Origin of the sequence: Asticcacaulis sp., assembly GCF_047605585.1 — a bacterium.
GTDB lineage: Bacteria > Pseudomonadota > Alphaproteobacteria > Caulobacterales > Caulobacteraceae > Asticcacaulis.
In genome coordinates this window covers 64,738-85,097 of the sequence record NZ_JASGFK010000008.1, presented here as the reverse complement: position 1 = coordinate 85,097, position 20,360 = coordinate 64,738, and the positions used below count along the sequence as shown (strand labels likewise).

The 20,360-nt window shown below is 61.1% G+C and carries 10 protein-coding genes; 7 read left to right on the top strand and 3 right to left on the bottom strand.

Annotation, left to right across the window (positions count from 1 at the left end; genetic code table 11):
• Positions 1-31: 31 nt before the first annotated feature.
• From QM647_RS16275 to QM647_RS16265, 3 genes are read right to left on the bottom strand one after another with little or no spacing between them, the layout of a single operon-like run.
• On the bottom strand, positions 32-622 hold the full coding sequence (locus tag QM647_RS16275) for a hypothetical protein (protein WP_414996603.1): 591 nt from the start codon (positions 620-622) through the stop codon (positions 32-34).
• 28 nt (positions 623-650) lie between these two features.
• Positions 651-2,438, bottom strand: coding sequence for a DUF885 domain-containing protein (locus tag QM647_RS16270; RefSeq protein ID WP_414996602.1), 1,788 nt, complete (start codon positions 2,436-2,438; stop codon positions 651-653).
• A 9-nt stretch (positions 2,439-2,447) separates the two neighbouring features.
• Positions 2,448-4,235 carry a DUF885 domain-containing protein gene (locus tag QM647_RS16265; RefSeq protein WP_414996601.1) on the bottom strand — a complete coding sequence of 596 codons (1,788 nt, stop codon included), beginning with the start codon at positions 4,233-4,235 and terminating at the stop codon, positions 2,448-2,450.
• Between the two features lie 131 nt (positions 4,236-4,366).
• Between QM647_RS16265 and QM647_RS16260 the strand changes: the two genes are divergently transcribed.
• From QM647_RS16260 to QM647_RS16230, 7 genes are all read left to right on the top strand, one after another.
• A complete protein-coding gene (locus QM647_RS16260; protein ID WP_414996600.1) occupies positions 4,367-5,947 on the top strand; it encodes a hypothetical protein in 1,581 nt (526 codons plus the stop codon).
• Between the two features lie 4 nt (positions 5,948-5,951).
• On the top strand, positions 5,952-9,350 hold the full coding sequence (locus QM647_RS16255; RefSeq protein ID WP_414996599.1) for a glycosyltransferase: 3,399 nt from the start codon (positions 5,952-5,954) through the stop codon (positions 9,348-9,350).
• A gap of 727 nt (positions 9,351-10,077) precedes the next feature.
• Positions 10,078-13,224 (top strand): TonB-dependent receptor, encoded by a 3,147-nt coding sequence (locus tag QM647_RS16250; protein ID WP_414996598.1) that lies wholly within the window; start codon positions 10,078-10,080, stop codon positions 13,222-13,224.
• A 99-nt stretch (positions 13,225-13,323) separates the two neighbouring features.
• Positions 13,324-14,814 carry a tryptophan halogenase family protein gene (locus QM647_RS16245; RefSeq protein WP_414996597.1) on the top strand — a complete coding sequence of 497 codons (1,491 nt, stop codon included), beginning with the start codon at positions 13,324-13,326 and terminating at the stop codon, positions 14,812-14,814.
• A gap of 6 nt (positions 14,815-14,820) precedes the next feature.
• On the top strand, positions 14,821-15,579 hold the full coding sequence (locus QM647_RS16240) for a SapC family protein (RefSeq protein ID WP_414996596.1): 759 nt from the start codon (positions 14,821-14,823) through the stop codon (positions 15,577-15,579).
• 6 nt (positions 15,580-15,585) lie between these two features.
• Entirely contained in the window at positions 15,586-16,617 is a 1,032-nt protein-coding gene (locus tag QM647_RS16235) for a cupin-like domain-containing protein (RefSeq protein WP_414996595.1), read from the top strand.
• Between the two features lie 578 nt (positions 16,618-17,195).
• The gene (locus QM647_RS16230; RefSeq protein WP_414996594.1) at positions 17,196-20,297 is read left to right on the top strand and encodes a TonB-dependent receptor domain-containing protein; all 3,102 of its coding nucleotides are present in this window, start codon (positions 17,196-17,198) and stop codon (positions 20,295-20,297) included.
• Positions 20,298-20,360: the final 63 nt, after the last annotated feature.

Below are 20,360 nucleotides of genomic sequence, written 5' to 3'. Positions count from 1 at the left end.
GGCAAACGAAAAATGACGCTTTGCGTCTAAATCACCGCACAAAGAATTCCGTGTCTTCCGTGTTTTCAGTGCTTTCCGTGGTTAAGCCTTTTCCCTTACCTTCAAGGCTCTGGGGCGGGGCATTTGGGTCTGGGGGGGTATCAGGTGGTAATCCCAGAGCCGCCCGTGCGGATTCTATGCAGTCGGTATAGTCAACATAGGTCACTGGCGGCAAAACCCTGGGCGCAAGGGCCTGAGGTTGTGGCTGCACCGCGGTCTGGGCGGCATCCCACCATTGGCCCAGATCCTTGCGGCGCGCCTCGCCCCATTTCAGGGTATTGGCCAGGGAGACGCGGGCCTTGATGGCGTCTTCCTTTTGGCGGGCGCATTCGGCTTCGCGCTTGTGGGGATCGGGCGTCTTTTCCCGCTTCTGTCGTTCGGCGTGGTCGCAACGGCTATAGAGACGTTCGATCATGGACGCGACGCGCACCGCCTTTTCGACTCCCGGCAGGTCTTCGGGCGTGTCCATGGCGGTGACCTTCATCAGCATCCGGTCGGCAAAGGCGCGCAACAGCGTGCGCCGCGCTTCCGGTGTCAGCTGTTCCGATGCTGTAGGGTTATCCAGAGCCATGCGGATAAGCATGACCCAGGAAATCCGGGCGGGGACAGATTTACGGTTTTTGCGCGGTCTGCCGGGCAATCCAGGCATCGATCTGCTGCGACAGGATATCGAGCGGCACCGGGCCGTTTTTCAGGATCTGGTCGTGGAAGTCGCGCAGGTCGAATTTCGGCCCCAGCGCGGCCTCGGCCTTGGCACGCAATTGCCGGATGCGGATTTCACCGATCTTGTAGCCCAGGGCCTGGGCCGGCCAGCCGATATAGCGATCAACCTCGTTTTCGATGGCGCGGTCGCTCAGGCCCGTATTATCGTGCAGACAGGCGATGGCCTGATCGCGGCTCCAGCCCATGGTGTGCATGCCGGTATCGATGACCAGCCGGCAGGCGCGCCACATCTCCAGCGACAGGCGGCCGAAATCCTCATAGGGCGTGCGGTACATGCCCATCTCGACGCCGAGATGCTCGCTGTAGAGCGCCCAGCCCTCGACAAAGGCATTGATATCGTCGCGGCGGCGGAACTTCGGCAGGGCGTCGTTTTCCTGCGCCAAGGCGATCTGGAGGTGATGGCCGGGCAGGCCTTCGTGCAGGGCCCAGGCCGTAAGCCCAGACGTCGGGCTCTGGTCGAGGTGATCGGTATTGATCACCACCGTGCCGGGCAGGCCCTGCGCCAGGCTGGCGGGGTTATAGCCGGACGACGAGCTTTTCAGCTGCGGATCGACCTCGTGGACGGTGACCGGCTGGCGCGGCAGGTTACGGAAGTAGAGCGGCAACAGGCCCTGAACGCGGATCAGCACGGCGCTGACCTTTGCGTAATAGTCTTCCGGGCTGGTGGCGATAAACTGCGGATCGGTGCGGATAAAGGTCTGGAATTCCGAGAAGCTGCCTGTGAAGCCGCTGGCCTTGATATCGGCGTCCATCTCGGCGCGGATGCGCTTCATTTCGCTGAGGCCCAGTTCGTGGATGGCCTCCGGCGTCATGTCGGTCGAGGCGTTGCGGTGGATCAGGTACTGGTAATAGGCCTTGCCATCGGGCAGATCGCCGATGGCGATGCTTTCCGGCGCCTTGGGCACGTAGTCATTTTTAAAGAAGGCGACGAGGGCGTCTTCGGCCGGACGGACCTGGGTGGCGATTGCCTGCGTACCCTCGGCCAGGAGCTGGGCGCGGGTGACGGCGGGAAGGCTATCCGGCAGGTTTTTCAGCGGGTTGAGCAGGCTGTGTTCGGCCACGGGCTGACCAGCGTGTTTTTCCATTACCGCCAGCGCCTTGGTGGCCACCAGTTTGGGGCGCATAAAGCCGGTGGCGATGCCGCGCTTCATATTGTCGGTCTCGGCGGCATAATAGGCGGGCAGGGCCTTCAGCTTGGCGATCCAGGCGCGGGCCTCGGGCTCGGTGCGCAGGACGACGCCGGCGGCGGCGTAGTCGGGCACGGTATAGAAGCCGTCGCCGGTATTGAAGGGCAGACGGGCCTCGTCGAAGCGCAGGCCGTCCAGTTCCAGCTGAAGGCGATCCCTGATCAGGGCCTGGTTCAGCGCCTGGTCGGCACACAGACTGGCGGCCGGGATGGCGGTCAGTCGAGTCATCAGGCCGTTCAGCGCCACGCCATAGGCCTTCAGGGTGTCGGCGCTGTCATCCGGCCATTGCGCCAGGGCGGCGAGATTGCCGTTGCCGCTTTCGCGGATCGGATCGCGCGAGGCCGACAGGGCTTCGAAATCGGCCACCAGGGTGATCATCTTCTGGTCGGAAGCGCTGGCGCAGGCGGCCACGGGTGTCGAGGGCGCAGCTTGCGCGATGCCGCCGGTCAGCAGAAGCAGGGCCAGAGTAAGAGACGTATGGCGGATCATGAAAACCTCCTATTGGCCGTAATAAGGGCCCTTGCCGCCCTCGGCGATAAAGCGATCGATGCGGGCTTCCAGCACCGGCAGGGGGACGGAGCCCAGATCCAGCACGGTGTCGTGGAACTGACGGATATCGAATTTATCACCGAGCGCGGCCTCGGCCTTGTGACGCACCTGCCAGATGGTCATCTCGCCGATATAGTAGCTGAGGGCCTGGCCCGGCGTATTGATATAACGGTCGGTCTCGGTGGTGATTTCGTGCTCGGACAGGGCGGTGTTGTCGCGCAGATAGGCCAGCGCCTGATCGCGGGTCCAGCCCTTGGCGTGCATGCCGGTATCGACCACGAGCCGGCAGGCGCGCCACATCTGGTAGGTCAGCATGCCGAAGCGGTCATAGGGCGTATGGTACATGCCCATCTCGACGCCGAGACGCTCGGAATAGAGCGCCCAGCCTTCGCCATAGGCCGAGATATAGGTCGACTGGCGAAATTCCGGCAGGGACTTGTTTTCCAAAGCCAACGGCATTTGCCAGGCGTGACCGGGCGCGCCTTCGTGCAGCACCAGCGCCGGCAGGGTATAGAGCGGGCGTGACTTCAGGTCGTAGGTATTGAGGATCAGCACGCCGGGGCCGCCATTGCCGCCGGTATTATAAGGGGCGATGGCATCCGGGGTGGGCACTACAGCGAAACGCATACGCGGATTGCGACCGAAATACTGCGCCGCCTTGCCGTCGAATTCCTTGGAAATCCAGGCACCGTGATCGAGAAAGGCCTGAGGCGTGGTGACGTAGAACTGCGGGTCGGTGCGCAGGAAGGTGTTGAAGTCCTGGAGCGTGCCCTTGAAGCCGACCTCGTCCATCACCGCCTGCATTTCGACGCGGATTTTCGCCACTTCGTCGAGGCCGATCTGGTGGATCTGGTCGGGCGTCATATCCAGCGTGACATATTCGCGGATCAGCGACTGGTAATAGGCCTGCCCGTCGGGCAGGTCGTAGGCGGCGATGGTCTTGCGGGCGCCGGGGATATATTCGTTGCGCAGGAAGGTGAGCAGGGTCTTGTGCGCCGGGATGACGCTGCCGGATATGGCGTCTACAGCCAGTTTGCGCAGTTCCGCCTGCTTTTCCGGCGGGATCGAGGCCGGCATGGTCTGGAAGGGCGTGTAGAAGACGGTCTGTTCCGGCGTCTTGTTCTCGAAGGCGCTGGAGACCGAGGCGTCACGGCCCTGGAGCGAGACCTGCGACGGGGTGAAACCGCGCTTGAGCCCAGCGCGCATATTGTCGATATTCTGGCCGAAATAGCGCGGCACATCGTTCAGATAGGCGATGTAGTTGCGGTAGTCCTGCTCGGTGCGCATCGGCTTGCGCGCGGCGTAGCTCAGTCCGCTCCAGAAGCCGAAGCTCATCTCATAACCGCGGAATTTTTGCCGGCTGGCCAGGGTTTCGATCTGGTTGCGGTAGACGGTGTAATTGACCTGCTCATCCGGCGAGAGGGATTTCGGATCGATCGCGTCGAGCGCCGCCAGGGTATCGGTCCAGCGCTTGAGTTTGGCGTCCTGCGTGGCTTTGGAGACATCGGGGAAATGCGAACGGATGGCGGCCTCGCCGCTGTCGTCGTCATTGTCGCCGGTCAGGGCCTTGCGCCAGGCCCATTCGGATGTCCACAGGGTTTCGAAGGTGGCATCGGCGGAGGGAGCGGCTGCGACCGGTGCGGCGTGGACCAGGGAGGGGAGGGCGGTACTGCCCAGGAGCAGCAGGATTGCGGGGACAGCGGCCCCGGAACGCAGAAATGAACGCGGTATCCTCATGCCCATGCCTCCTCTATGAAGTCAGAAACGTATACCGTATATTTTATTGTGACAATCCGATAATGCGCCTGTCGCAGGATAAATATGTTTCGCGGCCGCAAGGTTTAAAGGAAAGGGCCCGTATAGGGGGTATGTCCGCTGTTCGCCTCAACCCCTACCTTCTGACCGTCATCGCCCTGGGCGCCGTGTTTGCGATCCTGGCGATGCTGTTTGGCTATATCAGCGTCGATTCCTGGTATTACATGCTGCTGGCGGAGAGCCTGCGGCATGGCCACGGGTGCAGCCTGCACGGCGAATATTCGGCGGTCTATCCTTGCGGCTATCCGGCGATCCTGGCCCTGACGGCGCCGGTGGCGCGGCCTGAGGTCATGATGATCAGCAGCAAGATCATCAATCTGATCCTGCTGGTTTGCAGTTTCTGGTTCATTCTTAAGGCGTCGCGGCAGGTGACGGTGGCGGCCCTGGTGGTGCTCAATCCGGTCAGCCTGCTCATCTTCATGTACACCTGGTCGGAAAACCTGCTGCTGTTCTGCCTGTGCGGAGTGGTCTATGCCCTGACCCTGATCCACGAGGGGCAAAAGGGCAAATGGGCGTCGGTATGGCTGACCGGCTTTCTGGTGCTGGGCTGCTTTGCCCGTTACTTCTGGGGACCGTTCGCCTTCCTGCTGTTCCTGAGCACCTGGCCCGCCTTTGGCCGGCGGACGGCGCTTAAGGTTCTTCCGGCCTTCTGCATCGCGGGCTGCGTGTTTATTGTCTATCAGCTGATCAATCACGAAATGACCGGTTTCGGCACTGGCATGCCGCGCGTGGCCGCACCGGAAGCGCCATTGCTGCTGATCCGCCGGTTCCTGATCGCGCTCGGCGACAATGGCCTGGGCGTGGCGGTCGCGGCGGCCCTGATAGCCGGCATAGCCGTGCGCCGCTGGCCTGACCGGCGTTTCATCCTGTCGGAGGCGACACGGCCGGCGTTGTTCATTCTGCTGGCGGGCTTAAGTTTTTTGGCCCTGGCCTTCTGGTTACGTTTCCGTACCTTCTTCGACCCGTATAATACCCGGACCATCGGCTATGGCGCGGTGCTGACCGTTGCTGGGCTGGTGGGGATGTTCCTGCCAGGTCGTCCGCTGCGCGTCCGCTGGGCCTTGCTCGCCATGTGCGCCTGTGCGCTCTTTTCGCTGCTTTATGCCGATGAGGGCGCCTTGGTCGAATCGATCCACGATGCCTTCGATGACTATCAGTTTCCGGCGTCGTCGCTGGCGGCGCTGAAAAGCCCCGGATATCAGGCCCCCGGATATCAGGCTGATGTGCGCGTGTGGTTCAGCCTGCCGGTGCCGGGGATGGATTCGGCCAATGTCGATAATGTACCGGAGGTCTGGTATGGTCCGAACGTGAACCTGATCACGCCCCTGCAGGGGCCGGGTATCGTGCCGGAGACGCCGTCGGCCTTCCTGCACCGGCTCGATGGTCTGGCGGACGAACGCTGCGCCTTCGATTTCACGCCCTTCGCCACGGTGGGCGATTTCCAGACCTGGCTTGGCGCCAGTACGGTGGTCGATCATCGTCTGAACGGGCAGACCCTGAGCCAGCCCAACCTGTCGCCAGACATGCGGCGCTTCCTGATAAGCGTGTTTCAAACCGCGCGACTCGTGCCATGCCGTGATATTATCGCCCTGCCGCAAAGCCGTGCGGCCCTGATGCAGACTTCTGCCGAGTAAGACCATGCCTGACAAGACCCCCTCATCGCAAAGCCCGGTCTTCTACGATCCGACCGGCAAGCGCAGCAAGGCGTCGCTGGTGGGCGTGATCAGCCTGATCGTGGCGGCCATCCTGCTGTTCATCGGTGTCATTGTGTCGATCGTGGCGGTTCCGGTGCCGCAGGGGCTGGATCTGCATCTCGAATATCCCAAGCCGCATGCTTCCAAGCTGGTGCTCAACCACGCCGCGCCGCGCCATCGCCCGTTGACGGTGCGTGGCGGCCAGGCGCAGGGGCAGCAGAGCCTGTCGGCCTTCTATGTCACCGGCGATGATGCCTCGCTGGTCTCATTGCAGAAGCACGTCAACAATCTCGATACGGTCATTCCCGGCCTGGCCTATGTCGGTGGGGCGGACAACCGTTTCATCTACCTGGCCGATGACCAGTTCACCCAGACGATCCAGAACGCCCAGCACAAGCCTTCCGTGCTGATCATGGTGCAGAATATCACCGGCGGCCAGTGGCAGGGCGCCAATACCGCCCGTTTGCTGGCGAATCCGGCCGCGCGACGCAAGCTGATCGGCCAGATGCTCGACATGGTCGACCGGGAGAAGGCGCAAGGGGTGGTGCTGGATTTCGAGACCCTGCCGGACGCGGCCCTGCGCAACTACCTGACCTTCGTGAAGGACGCCCGTACCGCCTTCGGTGCGAAAGGCTATCAGCTGAATCTGACCGCGCCGGTCGATACCGACAGCTGGAACCTCAAGGCCTTCGCCGCTGCGGCCGACAAGCTGTTCCTGATGATCTACGACCAGCACTCCATGGTCGATCCGGCAGGGCCGATCGCCGCTCAGGACTGGTTCAATGAGCGCTTGAACCACGCCCTGAAGAGCGTGCCGGCGAGCAAGGCGATCGTCTGCATCGGCAATTACGGCTATGACTGGTACAAGCAGCCGAACGGTCAGTTGAAAGCCGATCCGGCCACGGTGGCCGAGGTCTGGCGCATTTCGCGTGAATCCTCGGCGCCGATCCAGTTCGATGAAGCCTCCGGCAATGCCTACTTCTTCTACGACGAAGGTGGGGTACACCATCAGGTATGGATGCTCGATGGCGTCAGTGCCTGGAACCAGCTGCTGACCGTGGCCGATTCCGACGTCTCGGGCGTCGGCCTGTGGCGGCTGGGTTCGGAAGATCCGGGCATATGGCAGGCCTTCAATACCTACCAGACCCGCAACCTGCCCGATCTGAATACCCTGACGGCCCTGGGCGACAACCAGGTCTATGGCAATGGCGAGGTCGTTCATATCGATGAGACACCCCAGAGCGGCCACCGCGAGGTCACGTTCGATCAGGAACGCGTGGCGCAGAATGAAGTTTACCAGACCCTGCCGACGCCTTTCGTTGTGCGCCGCACCGGTTACAAGCCCGGTAAGCTGGCCCTGACCTTCGATGACGGTCCCGATGGCCGCTGGACGCCGCAGATTCTGAAAATCCTCGAACAGGAACAGGTGCCGGCGACCTTCTTCGTCATCGGCGAGAAGGCAATCAGCCATCCGGCCCTTCTGCGCCAGATGGTCAAGGATGGCGACGATATCGGCAACCACTCCTACACCCATCCCAATATGTCGAAGATTCCCGACTGGCAGGTGGGTTTCGAACTGAACTCGACCCAGCGCGTGGTCGAGGCCTATACCGGCCATTCCATGCGCCTGCTGCGCGCGCCCTATTTCGGTGACGCCGAGCCGACCACCAATGACGAACTGTTGCCGGCGCTGCTGGCGCAGAAGATGGGTTATACCAATATCGGCCTGCATGTCGATTCCGAGGACTGGACACGGCCCGGCACGGCGCAGGTGATCAAGAATACGCTCGATGGCGTTCGCGATGGCGCGCAGAACGAGCAGTCCGCGACCTGCAGGCAATCGCCCGATGACTGCCGTTCCGGCCAGATCATCCTGATGCACGATTCCGGCGGGGTACGCACCGAAACCATTCAGGCCCTGCCGACCATCATCCGCGCGCTGAAGGCGCAGGGCTACCAGTTCGTAACGGTGGGCGACCTGATCGGCCTGCCGCGTGACCAGGTGATGCCGAAGCTGAGCGGCCAGGACCTGATGGAGGTGCGTTTTGACGTCGGTATCTTCATGTTCATGGCCTGGGCGGCGGCGGCGCTGAAGTGGCTGTTCATTATCGCCATCATTCTGGGGATCGGCCGGGCGCTGATCCTGTCGGGATTGGCCATCTATGCCGATTTCAGCGGCCATATGGAGGCGCCGGAAGGTGAGGAGAAGCTGGCGGACTTCGCCAGCCACACCTTCGTCAGCGTGCTGATCCCGGCCTACAATGAGGAGCGCGTGATTGAGGCCTCGGTGCGGCGCGTGCTGGCCAGTGTCGGCGTCGATCTGGAAGTCATCGTCATCGACGACGGTTCGAAGGACCGCACCAGCGCCATCATCGCCGAGGCCTTCCAGGATGACCCGCGTGTGCGCCTGATCACCCAGGCCAATGGTGGCAAGGCCAATGCGGTCAATAACGGCATCGCCGCTTCGAAGGGTGACATCATCATCGCGCTCGATGCCGATACCCAGTTCGAGCCGGAAACCATCGCCCGCCTGGTGCGCTGGTTCGTGCGTCCGGAAATCGGCGCCGTGGCTGGCAATGCCAAGGTCGGTAACCGGTTCAACTGGGTGACCAAGTGGCAGGGCGTGGAATATGTCACCTCGCAGAATTTGGAGCGCAGCGCGCTGGCCATGTTCGGGGCCATGATGGTTGTGCCCGGCGCGGTCGGGGCCTGGCGGCGTACCGCCCTGGCAGAGGTCGGCAACTATCCGCACAATACTTTGGCCGAGGACCAGGACCTGACCATCGCCGTGCAGCGGAAAGGCTGGCAGGTGGCCTACGACCAGGACGCCGTGGCCTGGACCGAGGCGCCGGAAAGCTTCGGCGCCCTGATGAAGCAGCGCTATCGCTGGGCTTTCGGTACCTTGCAGTGCCTGTGGAAGCACCGCGATATTTTCCGCACCCGCAAGCCGAAGGGGCTGGCCTTCATCGGCATGCCGCAGGCCTGGCTGTTCCAGATTCTCTTCTCGATCATCTCGCCCCTGATCGATTTTGCCCTGGTGGTCAATATCGTCGCCACCATTGTCAACGTAACTCAGCACGGCTGGGCGCAGAGCAGCGGCGATCTGGGCCGTATGGGGATTTACTGGCTGGTCTTTCTGGCCATTGACGCCCTGTGTGGCGGCATTGCCTACTGGCTGGAACCGCGGGAAAAGCGCTATCCGGTCTTCTGGCTGTTGTCGCAGCGCTTCGTCTATCGCCAGATCATGTACTATGTTGTGCTGAAGGCGCTGTTGTCGGCCGGGCGAGGCCGGGCCGTGGGCTGGGGCAAGCTGGAGCGCAGCGGTCGGTTGCAGGCACGTTGAAGAGCGCCTGATCGGGTCTGCTTATCCGTAACGGCTGGATGATTCGCGACCATTTGGCTTTAACCGGGTTTCCGGGCGGATCAGATTTTATGTCTGGTATGTGGATAACATGGCTAATTGTATGATCAAACGGTCATTGATATTACAATTAAAAGCTGTAAACGCCGTCTTTACGCACATAATGTTGCAATTATGCAAATCACCCGTAAAAAACTATGGCGGATTTTTTCCATAATTGACGCATAGTGACGCTGGTGTTACCGCTAACGTGCCCAGATCGGTCCGGAAGGGTAAAACCTGTCCGGAAACAGGCTGAGGTGAATCGCGGCCCTGAAAGGCAGCCGCGGCGATAAAGATAAATTTGGGAGAGGAAGCGCCGGCATTTTCTATTGCGGCAAAAGTACGTGTAGAGTTTGGTATCGAATTTGATGCTGACAACGTTGTCGGATATCTGACGGTTTTCAGGACCACGCATCACGGGGATCAGGTCCGGTTCGATCAGTAGCGTTCTCAAAGCAAGGCGAAGCCGTGTCCAGTCAGGGCGCGGCTTTGCGCGAAGACTTCAACCGGAGGCCGGATGACCCGGCGTCGCGGAGCGGAGAGCTGCGTCTGTCTGGCGGGTCAGTGTTTACGAACACGCCCGTCGGCCGACGTTGTCTAACATAAAACCAAAAGTTGGGAGGACTATATGAAGAGTGGAGTAACTGGGAAGCGCACCGGAGGCTTGTTGCGTGCGGCGTTCCTGGGCGGTGCATCGACACTTGCCCTGTGCGCCGTTACCGCGCCATCGTTCGCGCAGGAGGCGGCACAACCTGCGGCCCCCGCCGCCGCACCGGCGGATGACGGTACGGTCATTATCGTGACCGGCCTGCGCGGGTCGCTGCAACGCTCGATGAACATCAAGAAGAATGCGGATGGTGTTGTCGACGGCATCTCGGCCGAAGACGTCGGCAAGTATCCGGACACCAACCTGGCTGACTCGCTGCAACGCATCACCGGCGTGTCGATCAACCGCGTCAACGGCGAAGGCCAGCAGATCACGGTTCGCGGTTTCGGCCCCGGCTATAATCAGACGACCGTCGACGGCCGCCTCATGCCGGCCTCCGGCATCGGCGTCATCGGCGGCGGCCAGGGGGCTGACGGCGGCCAGGGCAATACCCGCGCCTTTGACTTCAGCAACATTGCCTCGGACGGCGTGGGGGCTGTTCAGGTTTACAAGACCGGCCGCGCCGACATCAATTCCGGCGGCATCGGTGCCTCGATCAACCTGGTCACCCTGCAGCCGCTCTCCCATCCGGGCTCGAAGGGCAGCTTCACGATCAAGGGGCTGACGACGGACAATCCGGGCCTCGGCACGGTCCTGGAAAAGAAGAGCGTCACGCCGGAAATCTCCGGCGCCTATCAATGGACCAATGACAGCGGCAATTTCGGTATCGCGCTCTTTGGCTCGTATCAGGAAAAGACCGGCTCGACCCGTTCCGACACGGTCAATACCTGGAATGTTCAGACCTATTCCGACTGGCTGGCGAGTGGTCAGGCGCCGGATGCGGCCAATATCACCAATGCGCCGACCGATCCGAACCAGCTGATCGCCGTTCCGACCGACAGCCGCTATACCTATGCGGAAAACCATCTGGAACGGTCCAATGCCGCTATCGTGCTGCAATGGAAGCCGACCGAAGACCTTACCATCACGGCCAACAGCTTCTATACCAACAGCAAGCAGCAGGAAGCCCGTTCCGAACTGACGAACTGGTTCTCGCGCAGCCCTTACGCCGCGGTCACGTTTGACGGTAACTCGACCGTCAGTTCGGCGATTTCGGTTACGGACACGATTCCGACCGGTAAGGACCAGGGGTATGAAAACGAGCTGCGCGCCACGCAAAGCAGCATCGAGTCGACCGGCCTGAACGTCAAGTACCAGCCGAACGACCACTGGACCCTGACGGCTGACCTGTCGTCATCGCAATCCGGCTCGGGGGGCGACAACCCGAACGGCACGTCGTCGACCACAGTCAGCGTCGCCCAGACTTATGTGGCTTCCGATACGACCACCTTTGGCGAACTGGCCGCGCCGGTCCAGCATGTCACGCTCGATCCGAGCAAATCGGCCACGGGCGCACAGGACATCGGCTCGATCAGTTCCGGCTACAGCAATCAGTATTTCTCGAAGCAGTCGGACAAGATCCAGCAGGCAAAGTTTGACGCCACCTATCAGGTTGACGACAACAGCAAGCTGAGCTTCGGTGTTGACGCTTACAAGAATGTCAATGAACAGTCTTACACCGCCTATCAGGCCCAGTTCGGCGACTGGGGCGGCCTGAACCCCGGCGACCTGGAAAAGTACGGCAATACCGAGATCAAGACCTTCTGCATGACCTGTCAGTTCCAGTCGGTCGATCTGGGGTCTTCAAACAGCACGGCCTACCGCTTCAATGCGGTGGAAGCCTATGCTGGTCTGGCGGCCTATTATGGCGATGCCGCCAACTTCCAGAACGTCCTGCCGTCCGGCGGCGCCAAGTCCAATACGCCGAACCTGAATGGCTTCAGCCACAACCAGGTCGACGAGCAGGTTACCGCCGCCTATGTGCAGTTCTCGATGAAGAGCGAGCTCCTGTCGCGTCCGGTGAAGATTCTGGCCGGCGTGCGCTATGAAGACACGGATGTCACGGTTACCGCTTATCAGAACATCCCGACGGGCCTGCGCTGGGATCAGAAGAACAACTTCTCGGTTGTCCAGGGTACGGATATCCAGCCCTATGCTGTAAAATCCCACTACAGCAACCTGCTGCCAAGCCTCGACATGGCGATGAACGTGACCGACGATATCATCGGCCGTATGTCATTCTCGGTAACGGATGCGCGTCCGCAATACAGCTCGATGTATGCCACGACCAGTGTCAACGCACCGGGCGATGCCAGCTATAACGGCGGCGTCTACACGGCGTCTTCGGGCAACCCCGCCCTGAAGCCGCTGGTTTCGGAAAACTTCGACGTCTCGGCTGAATGGTACTATGGCCGCAACAGCTATGTATCGCTGGGCTATTACCGCAAGGCTGTACAGAACTTCGTTGGTAACGGCACGACACAGACCAGCCTGTTCGGCATAACCGATCCGGCCTCCGGCACATCGGGTACGCGTTCGGGTGCCGCCGTGACCGCCCTGCAGGCCCTGGGCGTCAGCACCAACACCAACAACCTGTCCGCCATGACGATCCTCATCGAACAGGCGGGTGGCAATGTGGATACGGCCAAGACCGAATGGACCACGAATACGGCACCGGACGGCCAGACCTTTGCCGATACGGATGCGCTTTCGGTCTATCTGTGGGCGAATCCGGCTTGGAAGGTCGTCAGCAATGGCGACGATCCCCTGGCGATCTTTACCTTGTCGCAGCCGATCAACAACCACACCGCCAACATCGATGGCTTTGAATTCGCGATCCAGCACTTCTTCGGCGAGACCGGCTTCGGCATTGCCGCCAGTGCCACCACCGTCAATGGTGACGTGGCCCTGGATGACGGTGCCGATCCGAACGGCAGCAGCCAGTTCGCTCTCGAAGGCCTCAGCAATACCTACAACATCACGGGTATCTATGAGAAGTATGGCTTCGAGGGCCGCGTCGTCTATAACTGGCGCGACAAGTACCTGATGCAGGCCAATGCCTCGCAGAACGGCGGCCGGTATGCCGCGGCCTATGGCCAGTGGGATGCCTCGCTGAACTACACGCTGCGTCCGAACATCATCCTGACGTTCGAAGCCCTGAACATCAACAAGGGGCACATCGTGCAGTATATTCGCGTACCGACCGATGTGGTTCTGTATCAGGAGCTCGACTCCCGTTACGAATTCGGCGTGCGTTACAAGTTCTAAGCCGGATATCGGTTTAGTCTGATCGGAAGGCCGTACACCTGTGCGGCCTTCCTTTTTTTGTAAGCCCGCGCATGAAAGAAACAGGGCCGGAGATTGGCGATGCAGGAACAGGTTGTCAGGAAGGTGGTGATCGTCGGGGGTGGCACGGCAGGCTGGTGCGCGGCCGCAGGACTGTCACGCCTGATGGGCTCCATACTGGATATTACCCTGATCGAATCGGCGGATATCGGCATTATCGGGGTCGGCGAGGCGACGATTCCGACGGTGCGAGCGTTCCATCATCTCATCGGCGTGGACGAGCCGGAATTTATGCGCGAAACGGATGCGACCTTCAAGCTGGGGATCGCGTTCGAGAACTGGGCCCGCCGCAGCGACCAGTATTTCCATTCCTTCGGCAGCCTGGGCAAGTCGCCCTGGATGGCGCATTTCTACAATATCTGGCTGGAAGCCCGCGCCAAGGGCATAGGCAGCGCTCTTGACGACTACAGCCTGGAGACCAAGGCGGCGCTGGCCGGGAAATTCCAGATCCACAAGAACCTGCCGATCAACTATGCCTACCATTTCGATGCCGTACTTTATGGCAAATATCTGCGCAAGCTGAGTGAGGCGGCCGGCGTCAAACGGCATGAGGGCCAGATCACCAGCGTTCAGCAGCAAGCACAGACGGGCTTCATCCGCTCGGTCACCCTGGCCAGCGGAGAGGTGATTGCGGGCGATCTGTTTATCGACTGCACCGGCTTCAGGGGCCTTCTGATCGAGGAGACCCTGAAGACGGGGTATGAGGACTGGTCGCACTGGCTGCGCACCGACAGCGCCGTGGCGGTACAGACCCGGCCAGGCCGGGCGCCCTTACCCTATACGCGCGCCATTGCCCATGCCGATGGCTGGCGCTGGCGCATACCGCTGCAGAGCCGGGTCGGCAACGGCCTGATCTATTCCAGCGCCTATCTGTCGGATGACGAGGCGCAGGCCCGCCTGCTGGCCAGCGTTGATGCGCCTCCGGCCAATGCGCCGCGCCTGATCAGGTACAAGGCCGGGCGGCGCAAGCAGGTGTGGAACCGGAACTGCGTGGCGATGGGCCTGGCCAGCGGCTTTATCGAACCGCTGGAATCGACCAGCATCCACCTGTTCCAGAAATCGGTCCTGCACCTGATCCAGAACTTCCCGTTCTTCGGCATCACCGATGCCCTGGTGGCGCACTATAATGCGCTGAACCAGCAGGAGATTGAATATGCAAGGGATTTCGTCATTCTGCACTACAAGCTGACCGAGCGTGCCGACAGCGCCTTCTGGCAGGACAATGCCGCCATGGAGGTACCGGAGTCCCTGAAGGCGCGTATCGACCTGTTCCGCGAGTCCGGCGTGGCCTATAGTGGCACTGGTGAACTGTTCCGAACGGACTCATGGGTGCAGGTCATGCTGGGCCAGCGGCTGGAACCGCAGGGCTGGCATCGGCTGGCGGCCTTCATGAGCGATCAGGAACTGACCCAGGCGCTTCAGGGGCTGAAGGCGACTGTCGACGATGCCGTGTCGAAAATGATGCCTCAGGATGCCTTTTTAAAGCAATATTGCCCCACCGCTGTCGTATAGTTGCCCATGGACCAGACACTTATGGAAAATACCAAGCCCGTGCTGCTCGACAATGTCGCGCATCACGACCTGCGCCTCATTACCGGCCATTCCGCCGATTTCGGCGATGCCGTCAATCAGGTGCGCGTCTATCCGAACGAATTTGGCGAGGTGCAGCGCGAATATCCGATCTTTTTCCGGCGTGACGCGCAAGGCGCCTTCCATGCCGTGGCGCTGCTGGGTTTTGACCGCGATGAAAACCTGTTTCTTGACGGGAAAGGTGGGGACGGGGAGGGCTGGAAGGCCCGCTATGTTCCGGCCGTGCTGAGCCGCGGGCCTTTCCTGCTAGGTTTCCGTGAAGGCGGCGATGGCGGCGACAATGGGCCGATGATGCTGATCGATCCGGGCCATCCGCGCGTCAGCCGCAGCGCGGGCGAACCCCTGTTCCTGCCACACGGCGGCAATGCGCCGGTGCTGGAACATCATCTTCAGGTCATGCGCACCCTGCATCAGGGTATGCAGATGAATGACGCTGTCTTCGCGGCCTGGATGGAGGCCGGTCTGCTGGCGCCGGTCAGGCTCGATATCCGCATTGACGATACCCTGGGCTACGATATCCCCGACCTGTTCTCGATCAGCGGCGAAGCGCTGGCACAGCTCGATGGCGTGGTTCTGACCCGTCTCAATGAACACGGCTACCTGGCCCTGGCCTTTCAGGTGATGGCCTCGCTCGGCAATGTGCAACATCTGGTCAAACTCAAGACCCGCAAGCGGCTGGGCGCCTGAGCCGACATGCCGGGTATCGCCGCCAGAACTCGGGAAATTACCGGCATCGCCCCGGACCGCATCCCCTATGACGATCTGATGACGGAGCAATCGCCGGTTATCCTTAAGGGCGTGGCACGGGACTGGCCTCTGGTAAGGGCCGGACTGGCTTCCGCCCAGTCCGCCATGGACTATCTCAAGGGGTTCTACCAGGGGCGCCCGGTGACGCTCTTTGTCGGCAAACCCGGGCAGGGCGGCCGTTTCTTCTATAATGACGATGTCACCGGGTTCAATTACGAGGCCGGACGCATCGATCTCGGTGCGGCGCTCGATCAGATACGGGATTATCTCGACGATCCGAACCCGCCGGCCTTCTATATCGGCTCGACCGATCTCGACCTGTTTCTGCCGGGCCTGCGGGCGCATGACGAGCTTCAGCTCAATCACCCGATGTTCGCCGCCAATCCGCCGCTGGCCAGTATCTGGCTCGGCAACCGCACGATTGCTACGGCGCATTATGACATGTCGCACAATTTGGCGGTCTGTGTCGCCGGCCGCCGGCGTTTTACCCTGTTTCCGCCCGATCAGGTGCATAACCTCTATCCGGGACCGCTGGAGCCGACGCCCGGTGGCCAGGTGATCAGCATGGTCGATTTCAACCATCCGGATTTCGAGCGCTACCCGCGCTTCCACGAGGCGATCGCCGCCGGACAGGTGGCCGAGCTGGAACCGGGCGATGTGCTCTTCTATCCGGCCCTGTGGTGGCACCATGTCGAGGCGCTGGCGCCCTTCAATATTCTGGTCAATTACTGGTGGAACACCTCGCCGGCCTATATGGATACGCCGCAGAATACCTTGCTGCATGCGCTTCTCAGCCTGCGAGATAGGCCGCAGGCGGAGAAAGCGGCGTGGCGCGAGCTGTTCGACTATTATGTCTTCGGGCCGGCCGAGACCGCTGGCGCGCACCTGCCCGAACACGCGCGTGGTCCCTTGGGGCCGATGGATGAGATGAAGGCTCGGCGCCTGCGCGCCCTGCTGCTCAACAAGCTGAACCGATAGCCGCTTTCATCTGAAGTCGCCAAAATTTCACAACTGTGGCCGGAAGGTTACATTTTGCACACTCATCCCGAATATTGAAACATCTGGCCCGTTTTCAGGAGGAGTTTGCCTGTCGGGTCCCACTATGCGGGATGCATCTGGTGGCGAAATCCCATCATTTGGCACTCGACCTCGATGTGGCGCGCAGGCAGGTGGCAGGCCTCAGGTGAAGGTGTTGCTTTCCTGAAATAAGGCGCGTACCGTTTTCAAACGAGCTGCAAGTTTTGGCAGGTCGCATGATGTTATCGCTATCATATAAATTGACACCGGTGTCATGTTTCAGGCATCGGGCACTCAAAAACGGGTCTGTAAAAAGAAAGCCGCGCGCCCTTGCGGGACGAATGCGGCCGCCAAACGGGATGGATACCAGGCAGGATGACGCGCCGCCTGCAGGCGCACGCCCATTCCTCTCGTCTTGAAACTCTGTCGTGCCGGAGCCTCTCCGCGCCGAACCGCAAGGCCTGTGTCTTGCGGAAGGGAAGGTCTGTGCCCGGTTCACCGGGACGGGCGGGTATAAAAATAAAAATGGAAGGAAAAATATGAAAAAGTTTAACAAAACGGGGAATTTCCGGCCGGCTCTCGCGGCGTCCATCTCGATCGTGGCCCTGGTTATCGCCGCGCCGGTCCTGGCCCAGGAAGCCGCCCCCGCAACGCCAGCCGCTGATGCACCGGCGGATGCTGAGTCAACAGTTGTCGTGGTGACCGGATCTCGCCTGTCCAGCCGCGGCTTCAAGGCGCCGACACCGGTCACCATAGTGGATCAACAGGAACTGAAGCTTTCCGGTACGCAGAACGTCGACGTACTGCTCTCCAGTACCCCACAGTTTACCGGCTCTCAGCTGAACAGTCCCACTGCCAACACAGTCCAGGCCGGCCAGCCCATCGGTACGGCCACGTTGAACCTGCGCAATTTCGGGGCCTCGCGTAACCTGGTCCTGGTCAATGGCCGGCGTTTCGCCATTACCGGTCCGGATTTCACCACCGATATCAACACCATACCGGCCGCACTGATCAAACGCGTTGAAGTGGTTACAGGCGGTTCCTCGGCGGTCTATGGCTCGGACGCCATCACCGGTGTGGTCAACTTCGTGATGCGTGACGATTTTCAGGGCGTGGAAATGCAGGCGCAGCGCAGCTGGGATGAGCACACCGGTACACCGACCTACAGCCTGAGCCTGACAACCGGCGGCAATTTCGCCGAGGGGCGCGGCAATTTCGTCGCTTCGATCGATTATTTGAATCGTGGCGGCTACACGCGGGCTGACCGCGGTGACTGGGCCGGCACTTCGCTCGGTGACGGCTGTGTCACTTCCGATTCCTGGAGCAAGGATTCGGCCGGTACACCGCTGACGGTCCCTGCGGGCGAGACCTGCCTGGAAGCCGGCGGCCGTCCCGGCCTAGTCTATAGTGGTTCGGCCACGGTGCCCAATGGCCGGATCGGCAATCTGCCGACCGTGGGCTCTTCCAGCTCCAATCCCGCGCTCGATGCGGCGCTTGTCGCGGCCGGTCTGCAGAACATGACGACGCTTGGCGCCGTTTTCAGCGCTGATGGCAAGACGGTGCGGCCATATGAGTCGCCGTCAGATTCCTACGATCTCGGGCCCGAATCCTACATCATCACGCCGCAGACGCGCTGGATGGGCAATGTTTTCGCCCATTATGATTTCAACGATAAGGTTACCGGCTACGTCGAAATGCATTACAGCGACAATGTCGCCGACGTGCAGATCGCGCCGACCTCGGCCTCGGGCAATTTCCTGGTCGATACCGACAACCCCAATCTGAGCGCGGAAATGCAGGAGGTTTTGAACCAGCTTGACCTCAAGGAGAGCGGTACCACCAGCGTTACCACAGGCAGCCAGACCCTGACGACAACGCCGGGCGACGGCCTGGCCGTGCTCAATCTCAACCGCCGCTTCTCAGACCTGGGGCCGCGCTATTCGACCTCCGATCATTCGGTCTTCCGTACAGCCGTCGGCGTAAGAGGGCATCTGGGGGATGTGTCGCCCGACTTCCTGCGCGACCTGAAATACGATGTCTATTACAGCTTCGCGCGCACCACGGAGTCAGACACCCAGACGGGCTCGATCTCGCTCAGCCGTTTCCAGAACGCCATCCTGTCGCAAAATGGCGCAGACCCGGTCTGTAATCCTTTCGGCCAGAACATGACTGCGGCCTGTGCCGCGGCCATTTCGATCACCTCCAATGCTGGCCTGCGCGCCGAGCAGCAGGTGCTGGCCGGCAATCTGACCGGTGAAGCGTTCGACCTGCCGGCGGGGCCGGTCGATTTCTCTACCGGCTTCGAATGGCGCTACGACTTCGCCAAATATATTCCGGATACCTACCTGGCCTCGGGTGATGTCTCCGGCTGGAATGCCGCCAAGGCGACCAGCGGCTCGACCATGGTCAAGGAAATCTACGGCGAAGTGCGCGTGCCGATCCTGGCGGACCTGCCCATGGCCAAACGCCTGAGCCTCAATGGTGCTTTCCGCTTTTCCGACTATAATCTCAAGGGCGTCGGTAGTGTCTGGACCTATTCGCTGGGGTCGGAATGGGCGCTCAACGACGATATCACCCTGCGGGCGCAATTTCAGCATGCCATCCGCGCACCGAATGTGGGCGAGCTTTATGGTGGCGCGGGCACCAACGGCCCCTCGGCGACCGATCCGTGCTCCAGCCGTCAGCCGACGGCGCAGCAGACCGATGCCGTCCGTCAGGTCTGTATTGCCACCGGCGTGCCGGCCAATCTGGTCTTCGATGCTTCAATCCAGCCATCGAACTATCTGACCCAGGTCACCGGCGGCAATCCCGACCTGACCGCGGAAACCTCGGACACCACAACGTTTGGCGTGGTCTATTCGCCGTCCTATGTCCGTGGCCTGCAACTGAGCGTCGACTATTACCGCATCACCCTGGATGACGCGATCTCGACCCTGGGCGGCGGCAGCCTGCAGAACGTGCTGAACCTGTGCTATAACACCATCCAGGACGCCGACAGCGTCTATTGCAAGGCTATCCACCGCGATTCCACCGGTCAGATCGCTGGCCCTGACTACGTCACTACGACCAACGCTAATATTGGCGGCATACTGACATCTGGCGTCGATATCGAAGGCCATTATGGCTTCGGCACGTCCTGGGGCCTGATCGGCAGCAGCCGCTGGGATCTCAGCACCAACCTGAACTATGTCCACGAATACACCGTGACACCGATCCAGGAGTTGCCCGATATCAAGAACCGCTGTGTCGGCTCGTTCGGCTCGACCTGCGGCCAGCCAATCCCCCACTGGAAAGGCTCGGCGCGGGTGACGTGGAGGACCGGACCGCTGACCCTGTCGGCGAGCGCGCGCTATATCGGCAAGGTGACGGTCGACACCTACGTCCTGCCGGCGACCTCCGGAGGCACGCCCCCGGCGCTCAATACGCTGACCAATCCGGTGATAGATCCCCAGACCTATATCGACCTGACGGCGGCCTGGGATATTTCCGCCAAGCTCCAGCTGTCGGTCGGCGCCCGCAACATCTTTGACAAGGATCCGCCGATCCTCGGTTCGTCGCAGCTGTCGTCGGATAACACCATCCCGGCCACCTACGATGTTCAGGGGCGAGTGCTCTTTGTCAGCGTGGATGCCAAATTCTAGCCTGCGTGAAAGAACCGCCTCCCCGGTTCCGCGAACTAAAGCCCGGCCGGTTTCCTGCCGGGC